This is a genomic window from Roseococcus sp. SDR (assembly GCF_019083995.1).
Classification (GTDB): Bacteria; Pseudomonadota; Alphaproteobacteria; order Acetobacterales; family Acetobacteraceae; genus Roseococcus.
This window is the reverse complement of sequence record NZ_JAHRCU010000012.1, coordinates 140617-155512: the sequence shown is the minus strand read 5'-3', so window position 1 is coordinate 155512 and position 14896 is coordinate 140617. Positions and strand designations below refer to the sequence as shown.

Here is a 14896-nt window from a genome sequence, read left to right as displayed (position 1 = left end):
GGCGGCGCGGGCGGGGGCGCCTCGGCGACCGGCGGCGCCACGGGTTCCGGCGGCGCGCCGGGGGGCACCGGCGCCTCGGCCTCGCTCACCGCCTCGGAGGCCTCCTGATCCCAGACGATCTCGACGCCGCGCTCGGGCTCCGGCTCGGTCCGGGGTTCGCGGTTGAACAGGCCGATCAGCCCGGCCAGCGCCGCGCCATGCAGCAGCAGCGAAAGAAGCGCGGCCGCGGAGATGTTCCCGCCGCGCTCAGGCGGCGCCCAGCGTCCGCCCGGAATCACAGGACGAGCACCCCGCTGTGCTTCGCCTTGGTGTCCGGCTCCACATGGATGGTGATGATGGCGCTGCCCAGCTCGGCCTTGAGTGCCGCCTCCACCCGGTCGCAGATGGCATGCGCCTCGACCACGCGCATGTCGCCCGGCACCACGAGGTGGAACTCGATGAAGGTGGAGCGACCCGCCTGGCGGGAGCGGATGTCATGCGCCTCGATCGCGCCCTCGGCCTCAGCGGCCACGGTGGCGCGGATGCGGGCCAGCATCTGGGGCGAGACCGCCTCATCCATCAGCCCGCCGACGCTTTCGCGCACCAGCCGCGCGCCGCTGAACAGGATGTTCACGGCCGTCAACGCCGCCAGCAGCGGGTCGAGCCAGAGCAGGCCGGAAGCCAAGGCCAGCGCCACGCCCAGCAGCACGCCGATGGAGGTGACGACGTCGGCCAGAAGATGCCGCGCATCGGCCAGCAGCGCAGGCGAGCGCAGGCGCTTGCCCTGCTTGAACAGCACCGCGCACCACGCGCCGTTCACCGCGGTGGCGGTCAGCGCCACGCCGAAGGCGATCAGGCTCAGCTCCGGCTCGCGCGGCGCCTGCCAGACCTGCCAGCATTCGTGCAGGATGATGAAGGCCGCGACGAGGATCAGCGCGCCTTCCAGCACGGCCGAGAAATACTCCGCCTTGTCATGGCCGTAGGGGTGGTTCGCATCCGCTGGCTGGGCGGCGTAATGCACCGCCACCAGCGCGGCGGCGGCGGCGGCCACGTTCACCACGCTCTCCAGCGCATCGGCGAACAGCGCCACGCTGCCGGTCAGCCACCAGGCAACCAGCTTCATCGCCAGCACGGCAAGGGCCACGGCAACACTGCCGGCCGCGAGGGAAACGGCGCGGGTCAAGCTCTACCTCTTCGCAGCGGCGGAAGCCACTCGTCTAGCCCATTCGCACGGGGGCGCGAAGCATCCTGGCTCGCATGGAAGCCCACCGGAATCCTGGTCCCTCAGCGGGCGCGGAGCGGGGTGGGGCGGCGGGTGACCTCCTCCAGCAATTGCCGGAGGTCCCGGCTCATCAGCGCGATACGCGCCTCGGTCAGGTCCAGCATGGCGTCGCGGCGCTCCAACTGCTCGATGGACAGGCGCGCCTCGGGCTGGAACAGGGGATCCTCCTCGCCCGCGCCTTCCAGCAGGCCCGCCGCGCGCCACTCCGCCACGATCTCCTCCGCGATATTCGCCTCGCCCGGGGCGTCCCGCCGGGTGAGGTAGCGCCAGACGGTGGGCGGGAAGAGGTCGGATTGTGCGGGCTGGCGATGGATCTCGGCCAGCAGGTTGGCGCGCGTGCGCAAGAGGCCGTCGCCGCCGCCGAAGAGCAGCATGCTGGCCACCGCCGCCTCGGTCGAGCCGCCGATGATGCCCACCGTGTCGCCCGCCGCGGTGGAGCCCGCAAGCGAGAGCCCACCGGTCAGGGCCGCCGTGCTGGCGCCGATGAGGATGCCGGCGAGGCCCAGGTTGCGCGCGCGTCGCGCCTCGTTGCGCTGGAGCTGGCCGCGCAGCTGATCCGCGCGCTCGCCCTCGCAGTCGATGGTGGCCAGCGTCGCCTGCACGTCGAGCAGCGCCAACAGAACGCGATCCGTCACGCCCTGGCGCGCCAGGATGACGGGCACGCCATTGCCGGGCCGGCGCTCGGCCTCGATCAGCACCTGCATGCGGTCCAGCACACCGATGGCCTCCGCCGTCTCGATCGCCTCGGCGCTGAAGCCGGCGGCCAGCAGCCGCTCGGCCTGGCCCGGTGCAGGCGGAGGCAGATGCGCCACCGCGGTGCGCAGCCGGTTCGCGCAGAAGGTGTCGCCGATATCGGTGACGCGCCGCTCGCCCAGGCCACAACCCGCGAGCAGCAGGGCCGAGGCGAGGAGGAGCGCGGCCCGCACGCTCACACCGTGAAGTACTTGGCGCGCGGGTGGTGCAGCACGATGGCGCTGGTGCTCTGCTCCGGATGCAGCTGCCATTCATCGCTGATGTCCACGCCGATGCGCTTCGCATCCAGCAGTTCCAGCAGCGGCGCCTGGTCCTCCAGCTTCGGGCAGGCCGGGTAGCCGAAGCTGTAGCGGCCGCCGCGATAGCCCTGGCTCAGCATCTTCTCGATGTCGCGGTCATCCTCGCCGGCGAAGCCGAGTTCCGCGCGGATGCGCTTGTGGGTGACTTCCGCCAGCGCCTCCGCCATCTCGACCGAGAGGCCGTGCAGGTAGAGGTAATCCTGGTAGCGGTTGTCCTCGAACCACTCGCGCGCCATGTCGGAGGCCTTCTGGCCCACGGTGACGACCTGCAGGCCGATCACATCGCGTTCCGCGTCATCCACGTCGCGCACGAAGTCCGCGATGCAGTCGCCATCCTCCTTGGGCTGGCGCGGCATGTTGAAGCGCGCGACCTCGGTCGTGCCGTCCTCGGCGAAGAGGATCAGGTCGTTCCCCTGGCCCGCGCATTTCCAGTAGCCGTAGATGGATTGCGGCTTGAGGATTTTTTGTTCCTCGGTCAGCGCGAGCATGCGCTTGAGCACGGGGCGCAGCTCCTGCTTTGCCCAGCCGAGGAAGTCTTCCAGCGAACGACCCGCTTTCCGGAAGCCCCACTGGAACTGGTAGAGGCTGCGCTCGTTGATGAAAGGCACCAGCGCCTTGGGGTCGGTCTCGATCACCTTGGAACCCCAGAAGGGCGGCACGGGCGCGGGCAGGTTCGCCGTCTCGCGCCGGCGCCGCTGCTGCGCATAGGCCACGTCCACCGGCGCGAAGCCGCGCGGATCAGCCTGGCCCAGCACGCGCTTCTCATTGCGCGACTTGCCGGCGCGCTTGGCCTGGATGGCGCCGAGATAGCCCTCGAAATCATTGCCCATCACCTTGTCCATCAGGTGCAGGCCATCGAAGGCGTCGCGCGCATAGACCACCTTGCCGCAGGCATAGGCCTGGACGCAGTCCTCCTCGACATAGTTGCGCGTGAGCGCGGCGCCGCCCAGCAGCACCGGGATATCGATGCCCATGCGGGACATCTCCTCCAGATTCTCGCGCATCACGACGGTGGATTTCACCAGGAGGCCGGACATGCCGATGGCATTGGCCTTGTGCTCGCGGGCCGCGGCGACGATGTCGTTCAGCGGCACCTTGATGCCGAGGTTGACGACCTTGTAGCCATTGTTGGTGAGGATGATGTCCACCAGGTTCTTGCCGATGTCGTGCACGTCGCCGCGCACGGTGCCGAGCACGATGGTGCCCTTCTCCTGGCCTTCCACGCGCTCCATGAAGGGCTCGAGATAGGCGACGGCGGCCTTCATCGTCTCCGCGCTCTGCAGCACGAAGGGGAGCTGCATCTTGCCGGCGCCGAAGAGGTCACCCACCACCTTCATGCCGTCCAGCAGCACGTCGTTGATGATGTCGAGCGGCTTCATGCCCTCGGCCATGGCGGCGGCGAGCTCGTCATCCAGGCCCTTGCGATCGCCATCCACGATGCGGTCCTTCAGGCGGCCCTGCACCGTCGCGGCCTTGACCTTCGCGACGTTATCGGCGGCCTTCCGGCCGGAGAACATCTCCAGCACCTTCTGCAGCGGGTCATAGCCTTCCTCGCGGCGGTCGTAGATGAGGTCCTCCATGACCTTCACCTCCTCGGCCGGGATCTTGTGCAGCGGCTTGATCTTGGAGACGTGGACGATGGCGCCCGTCATGCCCGCGCGCACGGCGTGATCCAGGAAGACGCTGTTCAGCACATGGCGCGCGGCCGGATTGAGGCCGAAGGAGATGTTGGAGAGGCCGAGGATGATCTGGATGTCCGGGAATTTCTCGCGGATCATCCGGATGCCGTCGAGCGTCCAGACGCCGAGCTTGCGGTCATCCTCATTGCCGGTGGCGATGGTGAAGGTCAGCGGATCGATCATCAGATCCGACTGCGGCAGGCCGTATGTGTTGCAGGCGAAATCCACCAGGCGCTCGGCGATGCGCAGCTTGTCCTCCGCCGTCTTCGCCATGCCGACTTCATCAATGGTGAGCGCGATGACGGCGGCGCCGAACTTCTTGGCGAGCTTCATGCGGTCATGCGCCGCGCCCTCGCCTTCCTCGAAATTGATCGAGTTGATGATGGCCTTGCCGCCATGCAGCTTCAGCGAGGCCTCGATGACGTTCGTCTCGGTGCTGTCGATGACGAGCGGGCTGTTCACGCTGGCGGTGAAGCGCGTGATCACCTCGCTCATCTCGCGCATTTCGTCGCGGCCGACGAAGGCGGTGCAGACATCGAGGCTGTTGGAGCCTTCCGCCACCTGCTCGCGCCCGATGGCGAGGCAGCTGTCCCAGTCATTGGCTTCCTGCGCGGTGCGCCAGGCCTTGGAGCCGTTCGCGTTGCAGCGCTCGCCGATGGAGAAATAGGAATTCTCCTGCCGCAGCGCGACGGCCGAGTAGAGCGAAGCCACGCTCGGCACCCAGTGATAGCGGCGAGGCACCGGCGCGGGCCGGTGCTTGTCGCCGCCCAGGCGGCGCAGCATGGCGTCCTGTGCGGCGATATGCGGCGTGGAGGTGCCGCAGCAGCCACCGATCAGGTTGAAGCCATCCTCGACCACGAAGCGCTCCATCCAGACCGCCATTTCCTCCGCACCCAGCGGGTAATGCGTCTTGCCATCCACCAGCTCCGGCAGGCCGGCATTGGGCTGCACGCTGAGCAGGCCAGGCCAGTTTTGCGACAGCCAGCGCAGATGTTCCGCCATCTCCTGCGGGCCGGAGGCGCAGTTCAGGCCGAGGAGCGGGATATCCAGCGAATGGACGACGGCGGCGGCGGCGGCGATGTCGGGGCCGACCAGCAGCGTGCCCGTGGTTTCCACCGTCACCTGCACGAAGATGGGGATGTCGCTCTTGGTCTTCGCCTTGGCGATCTTCGCGGCGTTGACCGCGGCCTTGATGTAGAGCGTGTCCTGGTTGGTCTCGGTCAGGATGGCGTCGCAGCCGCCGGCGATGAGGCCGAGGCACTGCTCGGTCAGCGCCTCCTCCAGCGCGTCATAGGTGACATGGCCGAGGCTCGGCAGCTTGGTGCCCGGGCCGATATCGCCCACCACCCAGCGGTGGCGGCCATCGGCGAAGCTCTCCGCCGCCTCGCGCGCCAATTCCACGCCGAGCTTGTTGATCTCGAAGGCGCGGGAGCCGAGCTCGAATTCCTCCAGCGTGATCGGGCTGCCGCCGAAGGTGTTGGTCAGCACCATGTCGGCGCCGGCCTCGTAATAGCCGCGATGGATCTCGCGGATCAGTTCGGGGCGGGAGAGGCTCAGCACCTCCGTGCAGTTCTCCTTGTCCCAGAAGTCCTTGACGATATCGAGCGTCAGCGCCTGGACGCGGCTGCCCATGCCGCCATCACAGAGCAGGACGCGGTCGCGCAGGGCATCGAGGAGGTGCGGGCGAGAGGCCATGGGTATTACTCTTCAGGTCAGGCGTGAGAGAGGGCGTCGGCGGGCAGCTTTTCAGCGCGCCAGACGCGAACGGGGAGGCGACCCGGGATGTCGGCCCGCGCCGCGAGGGCGCAACCGGCCTGGCCGAGCCAGCCGGCGAGTTCGGAATCATCGAAGCCGGGCCAGCGATGCGCGAAGCGGGTCAGCACATCGGCCGAGCCGTGCGGGGCGAGGTCCGCCAGCAGCAGGATGCCGCCCGGGCGCAGCACGCGCGCCGCCTCGGCCAGCGCGGCGGCCGGGTCCTCGGCGTAGTGCAGCACCATCTGGAGCGTGACGGCATCGAAGCTGCGGTCGGCCAGCGGCAGGCGGTACATGTCGGCCTGGCGCACGGTGCAGGATTCCGCCAGGCCGCGCTCGGAGAGGCGGGCGCGGGCGAGGGCCAGCATCTCGCGGCTGGCGTCCACGCCCAGCGCGCGGCGGGTGCGGGGTGCGAGCACCTCCAGCAGGCGGCCCGTGCCGGTGCCGATGTCGAGCAGCGCCTCGATCCGCTCAGGCAGCGCGCTCAGCAGCGCGGCCTCGATCGCGGCGGCGTCGAGGTCGAGCGCGCGCAGCTCGTCCCAATCCATCCCCTCGCGCTGGAAGGCGTCGGAGGCGGCGCGGGCGCGCTCGGCGGCGATGCGCGCGGCCTGGCGGCGATCGGCCTGGAGCACCGGCTCCTCCTCCGGCAGGCGGGCGAGGATGACGCGGACCAGCTCGGCCTGGGCGGGCACCTGGAAATAGACGTTGGAGCCCTCGGGCAGGCGCTCCAGCAGCCCGGCCTCGGTCAGCAGCTTCAGGTGGCGGGAGAGGCGCGGCTGGGACTGGCCCAGCACGGCGCAAAGCTCCGTCACGCAGAAGGCGCCGCGGGCGCAGAGCGCCAGCAGCCGGAGCCGTGTGGGCTCGGCCGTCGCGCGCAGCTGGGAGAGGAGGGCGTCCATGGGCTTGCAAATGGCATAAAGATATCCTTATGTCTACCCTATGGCTTGGTCTTTGGACGCCCGCATCCCTGTTTCCATCCTTCCGGAGCCCGGCGCACTGGCGGCGGCGCTCGCGGCCGGCAAGCCGGCGGCCGTGGTGACGCTCGCCCCGCCCGGCCCCATGCCCGAGGGCGCGGCCTGCGCCGTCACCTTCGAGGCGGGGGTCACCGCACACGCGGTGGCCTGCGCCTGCTGCCAGGGCCGCAGCCCCGCCGCCCAGGCGCTGGACCGGCTGTTCCAGGCCCGGGTGCGCGGCCAGGCCCGCTGGTTCGACCGCGTCCTCGTGCTCGACGAGGAGGGCGCGGGTGAGGCCGTGCGCGCGGCGCTCACCGAGGATTCGCTGGCCGCCGCGCGTTTTCGCCTGGCCTGAGGGGCGGGACAGCACCGGGAATGGGGTTATAGTGCGGCCCAACGCCAAAGCGAGAAGGGCCGCCATTCCATGAGCTTCGCCTCCACCCAGGACCTGGCCGAGAAGCACGTCTCCTTCGACGAGCTCGGCCCCGGCCTCTATGCCTATACCGCCGAGGGCGACCCCAATTCCGGCGTCATCGTGGGCCCCGATGGCGTGGTGGTGGTGGATGCGCAGGCCACGCCCATCATGGCGGCCGATGTGCAGGCGCGGATCGCGACCGTCACACCCCTGCCGGTGAAGCAGGTGGTGCTCTCGCATTACCATGCGGTGCGCGTCCTGGGCGCCTCCGGCTATCCGGCGCATGCCATCATCTGCTCCGACGCGACGCGGGACCTCATCGTGGAGCGCGGCGCGCAGGACATGGACAGCGAGATCGGCCGCTTCCCGCGCCTCTTCCGCGGGCGGGAGAGCATCCCGGGCCTGACCTGGCCCACGCATTCCTTCCACAAGAAAATGTCGCTCTGGCTCGGCGAGCGCGAGGCGCGGATCATCCATATCGGCCGCAGCCACACGGCGGGCGATACGGTGGTCTGGATGCCGAAGGAGCGCGTCCTCTTCGCCGGTGACACGGTGGAATTCGGCGCGACCCCCTATTGCGGTGATGCGCATTTCGCCGACTGGCCCGCCACCATCGCCGCCATCCGCGAATTGGGGCCGGAGAAGCTGGTCCCCGGCCGGGGTGCGGCGCTGCTGACCAAGGCCGATGTGGCCCAGGCGCTGCACGAGACGGAGAGCTTCACGAGCGACCTCTTCGGCCTGGCGCAGAAGGCCGTGGCCAAGGGCTGGAACCTGACGCAGCTCTACGGTGAGGCGATGGGCGTGATGCGGCCGAAATACGGGCATTGGGTGATCTTCGAACACTGCATGCCCTTCAACGTGAGCCGCGCCTTCGACGAGGCGTCCGGCATCACCCACCCGCGCATCTGGACGGCCGAGCGCGACCTCGAGATGTGGCGCGCCGTCGAGGGTGCGACGCCCATGAAGCCCGCCGAAGCGCACTGACTTGCCGACCACCTATACCCAGCCGCGCTACGCCTTCCGCCCGCATCCGGGGGGTGAGGAGCATGCGCCGCTCGTCATCGTGGGCGCTGGTCTCGTCGGGCTGACCGCGGCGCTGGACCTCGCGCGGCGCGGGCAGCGCGTGGTGGTGCTGGACGAGGATGACACGGTGAGCTTCGGCAGCCGCGCCATCTGCTTCGCCAAGCGCACGCTGGAGATCTTCGCCCGCCTCGGGCTCGGCGATCGTTTCCTCGCCAAGGGCATCACCTGGAACCAGGGCCGCGTCTTCTTCCAGTCGCGCGAGGCCTACAGCTTCAACCTGCTGCCGGAGGATGGCCATGAATTCCCGGCCTTCGTGAACCTGCAGCAGTATTACGCCGAGCAATGGCTGGTGGAGGCCTGCGAGGCGACCGGCCTGGTGGATCTGCGCTGGAAATCCCGCGTGACGGGCGTGGAGAATCACGCGGATGGCGCAAGGCTTTCCGTCGAGACGCCCGCCGGCTCATACAGCCTTCACGCCGACTGGCTGCTGGCCGCCGATGGCGCGCGCAGCCTGATCCGCGAGACGCTGGGCCTCGCCTTCACCGGGCAGGTGTTTCGTGACCGCTTCCTCATCGCCGATGTGGTGATGACCGCGCCCTTCCCGACGGAGCGCTGGTTCTGGTTCGACCCGCCCTTCCACCCGGGCCAGTCGGTGCTGCTGCACAAGCAGCCGGACGATGTCTGGCGGATTGATTTCCAGCTCGGCTGGGATGCAGATCCCGAGCGCGAAAAGGATCCCGAGCGGGTTCGCCAGCGGGTGAAGGCGATGCTGGGCCCGGATGTGCCCTTCGACCTCGAATGGGTCAGCGTCTACACCTTCCGCTGCCGCCGGATGGAGCGCTTCCGCCATGGTCGCGTCTTCTTCCTGGGCGATGCCGCGCATCAGGTGAGCCCCTTCGGCGCGCGCGGCGGCAATGGCGGCGTGCAGGATGCCGACAATCTCTGCTGGAAACTCGCCGCCGTGCTGCGCGGCGAGGCGGGCGAGGCGCTGCTGGACAGCTACGACGCCGAGCGCATTCCGGCGGCGGATGAGAACATCCTGAACTCCACCCGCAGCACCGATTTCATCACGCCGAAGAACGCCGCCGCGCGCGCCTGGCGCGATGCCGTGCTGGAACTGGCCGAGGATTGGCCGCTGGCGCGGCCTTTGGTGAATTCCGGCCGGCTCTCCCGCCCTTCGACCTTGTGGAACAGCCCGCTGAACGGCCCGGATGAGATGCCCGGCCTCGCGCCCCCCGGCACGCCGGCGCCCGATGCGCCCGTGATGCGCGGCGAAAGGCGGGACTGGCTGCTGCGGCACATCGGCGCGGATGGCGGCTTCACCCTGCTCGCGCGGGAGGTGACGCCCGTGCCGCTGCCCGGCATCACCACGCTCGTGCTCACCGACACGCCGCGCCCAGGCACGCTGCTCGATCATTCGGGCCTGGCCGCCGCGCGCTATGGCCTCTCACCCGGCGAATGCGTGCTGCTTCGGCCCGACCAGCATGTGGCGGCGCGCTTCACCACGGCGGCGCCGGCGCCCATCCTCGCCGCGCGCGACAAGGCACTCGGACATGGACCCTTGGGACGATGACACAGCTCCGTACTGCGCCGCGCCTGGCGGAACCGGATGAATTCTATGCGGCCCTGATGGAGGCACATCGCGCACTCGATGACGCGGCGTCGCGCAAGCTCGACGCCAAGCTCATCCTGCTGCTGGCAAACCATATCGGTGACATGACGGTGCTGCGCCAGGCGCTGGCGATTGCCCAGGGCGGCAAGCCGGAGGAATAATGCGGCCATGAGCAATCCCACCGAAACCATCGCCCAGTGGCAGGATGAGTTCACCGCCATCCGCCGCGACATTCACGCCCATCCCGAGCTGGGGCTGGAGGAGCATCGCACCGCCGATCTCGTGGCCGCCAAACTCACGGAAATGGGCATCGAGGTGCATCGCGGCGTGGGCGTCACCGGCGTGGTGGGCGTGATCCGGAACGGCAATGGGCAGGGGCGGATCGGCCTGCGCGCGGATATGGACGCGCTGGCGATGAGCGAGGCGAATGGTTTCGCCCATGCCAGCACCATCCCCGGCAAGATGCATGCCTGCGGGCATGACGGGCACACCACCATGCTGCTCGCCGCCGCGAAATACCTGCAGACGACGAAGCGCTTCGACGGCACGGTGCATCTGATCTTCCAGCCGGGCGAGGAAGGCGCGGGCGGCGCTCTCGCCATGCTGGAGGATGGGCTCTTCGAGCGCTTCCCCTGCGACGCGGTCTTCGGCCTGCATAACCGCCCGGGCATGCCGGTGGGCCATTACGGCATCCGCCCCGGCCCGATGATGGCGGGCGTCGCCTTCTACGACATCCATGTCACCGGCAAGGGCGGCCATGGCGCGCGGCCGGAGACGACGAACGATCCTGTGGTGATGGGCGCCGCCATCGTCCAGGCGCTGCAATCCGTGGTCGCGCGCAATGTGCCCGCCGCTGAGCGCGCGGTGCTCAGCATCACGCGCTTCGATGCCGGCAACGCCTATAACGTGATCCCCAACGAGGTGCGCCTCGGCGGCACGGTGCGCGCCTTCAGCAACGAGATCATGAAGCTGGTCGAGGACCGGATGCGCGCCATCAGCGAGGGCGTGGCCGCGGGGCTCGGCGGCTCCGCCGTGCTGGATTTCCGCGTGATCACGACGCCCTTGGTGAATGACGCGATGGAAGCCGTCGCCCTCGGCGATGCCGCCGCGTCCCTGGTGGGCGAGGGGCATGTGAAGCGCGAATTCCCCGCCGTCATGGGCGGCGAGGATTTCGCCTACATGCTGGAAAAATGCCCCGGCGCCTATATCGTCACCGGCAATGGCGACAGCGCCGAGGTGCACAATCCGCGCTTCGATTTCAACGATGCCGCCATCCCGCATGGCGCGGGCGTCCTGGCGGCGGTCGTCGAAGCGAAGCTGAAGCGGGTCGAATAGACCCGCCCCGGCGGAAGGCCCAAGGGACGGCCCGGATCAGCTCTTCACCAGGCTCTTCACCTCTTCCAGCGCCTCGGCGAAGCGGCGGTTCAGCACGCCCACGGCCTCGCCATTCGACTTCTGGATGAGCTCGGCGATTTCCTGCATGTTCGCCACCGCGCGCTCATAGGCGGCCTTCATCATCTCGGCCTGATGCGCGGCCTTGGCATTGGGCGAGCCCTCGACGGCGCTCAGGTTCTGCAGGGCCTGCGTCATCTCGGCCATCACCTGCTGGATGATCTCCATGTTGCGGCGGCCCACGGCCTGGGCGCCTTCCATGGCGAGCTTGTTGGCGGTGGTCAGCGCCTCGAGGTTGCGCTTCTGCGCGTCGGCAAAGGCCTGGAAATCGGGCAGGCCGGGCATCTTCATCGAGGTGAAGGCGCGCATCATCTCTTCGGGATTGAAGCTGTTCGTCATGGCGTGAGTCTCCGCGTCCCTGCCACCCAACGGACCCCAGCGATCCATTGTTCCGGCCGGGAACCGCCTTTCCGAGTCGTAACCGCCGGACGCCTGAGCGGTCAAATGACTTCGTCGGGCGATTCGTCGGGCGCGGCCTCAAGCTCAGGCTCGGCCTCGACCCCCGCCTCGCGGGGCGCCATGCCGAACCAGCGCGCCACGCGGTCGGCCTGGTCCAGCGCGCGGTCGAGGGCGGCCATGGTGGCCGAGAGGTCCTCGCTCTCATCCTTTTCCCAGGCGCGCAGCGCCGCGAGCCAGACGCCGACCAGCCCCTGCACCCGCAGCAGGCCTTTCGGGCCCGCCGCGTCGAGCCCGGCGGCTTCCAGCATCCAGGCCATGGAGGCGGCGTTGCGCGGCGCGAACCACAGCGCCAGCAGCGGCGCGCGCGGCAGGTCCCGCAGCAGGCGCACCACGCCGGCGCGGTCGGGCTGGAGCGCATCGAGGCGGCGCATCAGCACGTCAAAGAGGCGGTCGCGCGGGGTGCTGCCCAGGTCATCCACCGTGCCCTCCAGCACCGCCGCATCCACGGCGCGCTGATGCGCGGTGAGGATGTGCAGCGGCGTCGCGAAATGGCGGCGCAGCTCGGCAAGCGGCAGCCCGGCCTCGGCCGCGACGGCGCGCAGCGTCAGCCCATGCCAGCCGCTGCCGGCCAGGACGCGCCAGAAGGCGCTGAGGATCGCGGCGTGGTCGGGGACGGGATTGCTCATGCCCGCAAGATTGGCCCGCGGGCGGCCGCGCGCAAGTCGCCCGTCAGTCGGGCGTGATGTTCCCCGCGGCGATCACCGCCCGCCAGCGCTCCAGCTCGCTGCGGATCAGCGCGGTATAGCCGGCCGGCCCCTCCGCGCCCGGCCGCACGCCGATGGGCGTGAAGCGCTCCACCACCGCGGGGTCGGCCAGGGCATGGGCGATCTCGGCATCCCAGCGGGCGATGATCTCGGGCGGCAGGCCGGCAGGCGCCGAGAAGCCGAACCAGTTGCTCGCCACCACCTGGGGGAAGCCCTGTTCGGCGAAGCTGGGCACATCGGGCAGCGAGGCGGGGCGCGTCTGCTCGCTGGTGGCGAGTGCCCTGAGCCGCCCGCCGCGCAGATGCGGCAGGGCGATGGGCAGGCTTTCCATGATGGCGGGGATCTGGCCGCTGATCGTATCCGTCAGCGCGGGGGCCGAGCCGCGATAGGGCACATGCGTGAGGTCCACCCCCGCCGCGCGCGCCAGCAATTGCCCGATCAGGTGGTTCAGGGTGCCATTTCCGCCGGAGCCGTAGGAGACCGGCCGCTGCCGCGCCACCGCCAGGAATTCCGCGAGATTGCGCGCGGGGAAATCGAGGTTCACCGCCAGCACCGAGGGGAAGGTGCCGATCAGCCGGATGTTGGAAAAATCGCGCAGCGCGTCATAGGGCGGGTTGCGATAGAGCACCGGCCCGATGCCGTGCGAGGCGGCGGAGGAGATCATCACCAGGAAGCGGTCGCCCGGCGCCTTGGCGACGAGATCCGCGCCCAAGGCGCCCCCCGCGCCCGGCCGGTTCTCCACCACCACCGGCTGGCCGAGCCGCGCGCTCACCACCGGGGCGAGGATGCGCGAGAGCGTGTCCGCGGCACCCCCCGGCGGGAAATTCACGATCCAGCGGATGGGGCGGTCGGGCCAGGGCGCCTGGGCCAGCGCCGGCGTGGCCAGGACACCCGCGCCGATCAGCGCGGCGCGGCGGGAGAGTGCTTGCATGGGGGCCTCCTGTGCCCCCGGAGCGTCACCGGGATCAGGCCGCCATGCAAGCGAAGGCGCTATCCGCGCGCGACGAAACGCTCCAGCCAATGGATCGTGTAGTCGCCCGACTGGAACTCGGCATCGGCCATGATCCGCCGGTGCAGCGGCAGCGTCGTCTTGATGCCATCCACCACCATCTCATCCAGTGCGCGCTGCATGCGCGCGATGGCCTGCGGGCGCGAGGGCGCATGCACGATGAGCTTCGCCACCAGGCTGTCGTAATGCGGCGGCACCGCGTAGCCGGAGTAGAGCGCGCTATCCACGCGCACGCCGAGGCCGCCCGGCGCGTGATAGGTGTTCACCCGGCCGGGCGAGGGCGCGAAGCTCTCGGGATCCTCGGCCGTCACGCGGCATTCGATGGCGTGGCCGTTGAACTGCACATCCTCCTGGCCGTAGCCGAGCTTCTCGCCGGCCGCGATGCGGATCTGCTCCCGGACGAGGTCCACGCCGCAGACCATCTCCGTCACCGGATGCTCCACCTGGAGGCGGGTGTTCATCTCGATGAAGGCGAATTGGCCGTCCTGATACAGGAACTCGAGCGTGCCGGCATTGCGGTAGCCGAGCTGGCGCAGCCCCGCCGTCACCTGCGCGCCCAGCGCATTGCGCTCGGCGGCGGTCAGCGCGGGCGAACCCGCCTCCTCCACCAGCTTCTGGTGGCGGCGCTGGAGCGAGCAGTCGCGCTCGCCGAAATGCACGACATTGCCGTGGGTGTCGGCCAGGATCTGCAGCTCGATATGGCGCGGCCGGTCGAGATATTTCTCCATATAGACCGCGTCATTGCCGAAGGCGGCCTTGGCCTCGGTGCGGGCGACCTGCCAGGCCTCCTCCAGCTCCTCCGCCGAGCGCGCCACCTTCATGCCGCGCCCGCCACCGCCCGCCGCCGCCTTGATCAGCACGGGATACTTGATCCGCTCGGCGATCTCGCGCGCTTCCTCGAAGCTCTCCAGCGCGCCGGGCGAGCCGGGCACGAGCGGCACGTTGAGCTTCCGCATCGCGTCCTTGGCCGCGATCTTGTCGCCCATCATGTGGATGTGATCGGCGGTCGGGCCGATGAAGGTGAGGCCATGCGCCTCCACCATCTCGGCGAAGCGCGCATTCTCGGAGAGGAAGCCATAGCCGGGGTGGATCGCATCCGCGCCGGTGATGGCCGCGGCCGAAAGGATGGCCGCGACGTTCAGGTAGCTGTCCCGCGCCAGGGGCGGGCCGATGCAGACGCTCTCATCGGCCAGGCGCACATGCATGGCCGAGGCATCGGCGGTGCTGTGCACGGCGACGGTGCGGATGCCCATCTCCTGGCAGGCGCGGTGCACGCGCAGCGCGATTTCGCCGCGATTGGCGATCAGAATTTTTTTTAACATTTTATGCCCTCAAACGGCGGGCGCGCGCTCCGCGCGCTTGCCTTCGCCGCGCCATGGTCGTGCCAGGCCGTGAAGTCGGTTGGGCGGCGCCGGCCGCTTTGCGGCCGGATGATTCTTCAAACGCCCTCAGGCGCCGGGCGCCGGCTCCGCCGGCTTGGCTTCGCCGCGCGATGGGCGCGCTGGGCCAAGCATCCGGTTGGGCG

General features: G+C 69.5%; 14 protein-coding genes. 5 read left to right on the top strand and 9 right to left on the bottom strand.

Translation table 11 applies throughout. From position 1 onward, the window contains the following. The 5 genes from KTR66_RS15030 to KTR66_RS15010 all read right to left on the bottom strand — a co-directional run. On the bottom strand, window positions 1–278 hold a 278-nt coding region (locus KTR66_RS15030; RefSeq protein ID WP_213613788.1), incomplete at its 3' end, for a hypothetical protein. Further along, window positions 275–1162 carry a cation diffusion facilitator family transporter gene (locus KTR66_RS15025; RefSeq protein ID WP_213613786.1) on the bottom strand — a complete coding sequence of 296 codons (888 nt, stop codon included), beginning with the start codon at window positions 1160–1162 and terminating at the stop codon, window positions 275–277. The genes KTR66_RS15030 and KTR66_RS15025, both read right to left, overlap by 4 nt. A gap of 101 nt (window positions 1163–1263) precedes the next feature. Continuing rightward, window positions 1264–2187: a hypothetical protein gene (locus tag KTR66_RS15020; protein WP_213613784.1), complete on the bottom strand. Its 924-nt coding sequence runs from the start codon at window positions 2185–2187 to the stop codon at window positions 1264–1266. 2 nt (window positions 2188–2189) lie between these two features. Then, window positions 2190–5687: a methionine synthase gene (metH, locus tag KTR66_RS15015; RefSeq protein WP_213613782.1), complete on the bottom strand. Its 3498-nt coding sequence runs from the start codon at window positions 5685–5687 to the stop codon at window positions 2190–2192. Between the two features lie 17 nt (window positions 5688–5704). Further along, window positions 5705–6643 (bottom strand): metalloregulator ArsR/SmtB family transcription factor, encoded by a 939-nt coding sequence (locus tag KTR66_RS15010; protein WP_213613780.1) that lies wholly within the window; start codon window positions 6641–6643, stop codon window positions 5705–5707. Between the two features lie 52 nt (window positions 6644–6695). On the opposite strand from KTR66_RS15010, the gene KTR66_RS15005 reads away from it, so the two are divergent. The 5 genes from KTR66_RS15005 (at window position 6696) to KTR66_RS14985 (ending at window position 11082) form a co-directional block, all read left to right on the top strand. Next, window positions 6696–7052: a hypothetical protein gene (locus KTR66_RS15005; protein WP_249732147.1), complete on the top strand. Its 357-nt coding sequence runs from the start codon at window positions 6696–6698 to the stop codon at window positions 7050–7052. 69 nt (window positions 7053–7121) lie between these two features. Then, window positions 7122–8096 carry an MBL fold metallo-hydrolase gene (locus tag KTR66_RS15000; RefSeq protein ID WP_213613776.1) on the top strand — a complete coding sequence of 325 codons (975 nt, stop codon included), beginning with the start codon at window positions 7122–7124 and terminating at the stop codon, window positions 8094–8096. A gap of 1 nt (window position 8097) precedes the next feature. Beyond that, entirely contained in the window at window positions 8098–9708 is a 1611-nt protein-coding gene (locus KTR66_RS14995) for an FAD-dependent oxidoreductase (protein WP_213613775.1), read from the top strand. Then, a complete protein-coding gene (locus KTR66_RS14990) occupies window positions 9705–9908 on the top strand; it encodes a DUF2783 domain-containing protein (protein ID WP_213613773.1) in 204 nt (67 codons plus the stop codon). Before KTR66_RS14995 ends, KTR66_RS14990 begins: the two co-directional genes overlap by 4 nt. A gap of 7 nt (window positions 9909–9915) precedes the next feature. Next, window positions 9916–11082, top strand: a complete 1167-nt coding sequence (locus KTR66_RS14985) for a M20 aminoacylase family protein (RefSeq protein WP_213613771.1) — start codon at window positions 9916–9918, stop codon at window positions 11080–11082. Window positions 11083–11118: 36 nt separating this feature from the next. Here the strand turns inward: KTR66_RS14985 and KTR66_RS14980 are convergent, their stop codons facing one another. From KTR66_RS14980 to accC, 4 genes are all read right to left on the bottom strand, one after another. Then, entirely contained in the window at window positions 11119–11538 is a 420-nt protein-coding gene (locus tag KTR66_RS14980; protein ID WP_213613769.1) for a phasin family protein, read from the bottom strand. A gap of 101 nt (window positions 11539–11639) precedes the next feature. After that, window positions 11640–12284 carry a TetR family transcriptional regulator gene (locus tag KTR66_RS14975; RefSeq protein ID WP_213613767.1) on the bottom strand — a complete coding sequence of 215 codons (645 nt, stop codon included), beginning with the start codon at window positions 12282–12284 and terminating at the stop codon, window positions 11640–11642. 43 nt (window positions 12285–12327) lie between these two features. Then, window positions 12328–13293, bottom strand: coding sequence for a tripartite tricarboxylate transporter substrate binding protein (locus tag KTR66_RS14970; RefSeq protein WP_213613765.1), 966 nt, complete (start codon window positions 13291–13293; stop codon window positions 12328–12330). A gap of 59 nt (window positions 13294–13352) precedes the next feature. Next, on the bottom strand, window positions 13353–14693 hold the full coding sequence (accC, locus tag KTR66_RS14965) for an acetyl-CoA carboxylase biotin carboxylase subunit (RefSeq protein WP_213613763.1): 1341 nt from the start codon (window positions 14691–14693) through the stop codon (window positions 13353–13355). Window positions 14694–14896 lie beyond the last annotated feature (203 nt).

Coding starts and splice junctions, on each gene's coding strand:
- metH (WP_213613782.1), bottom strand. CDS start 5,687: ATGGCCTCTCGCCCGCACCTCCTCGATGCCCTGCGCGACCGCGTCCTG.
- KTR66_RS15010 (WP_213613780.1), bottom strand. CDS start 6,643: ATGGACGCCCTCCTCTCCCAGCTGCGCGCGACGGCCGAGCCCACACGG.
- KTR66_RS15000 (WP_213613776.1), top strand. CDS start 7,122: ATGAGCTTCGCCTCCACCCAGGACCTGGCCGAGAAGCACGTCTCCTTC.
- KTR66_RS14990 (WP_213613773.1), top strand. CDS start 9,705: ATGACACAGCTCCGTACTGCGCCGCGCCTGGCGGAACCGGATGAATTC.
- KTR66_RS14985 (WP_213613771.1), top strand. CDS start 9,916: ATGAGCAATCCCACCGAAACCATCGCCCAGTGGCAGGATGAGTTCACC.
- KTR66_RS14980 (WP_213613769.1), bottom strand. CDS start 11,538: ATGACGAACAGCTTCAATCCCGAAGAGATGATGCGCGCCTTCACCTCG.
- KTR66_RS14975 (WP_213613767.1), bottom strand. CDS start 12,284: ATGAGCAATCCCGTCCCCGACCACGCCGCGATCCTCAGCGCCTTCTGG.
- KTR66_RS14970 (WP_213613765.1), bottom strand. CDS start 13,293: ATGCAAGCACTCTCCCGCCGCGCCGCGCTGATCGGCGCGGGTGTCCTG.
- accC (WP_213613763.1), bottom strand. CDS start 14,693: ATGTTAAAAAAAATTCTGATCGCCAATCGCGGCGAAATCGCGCTGCGC.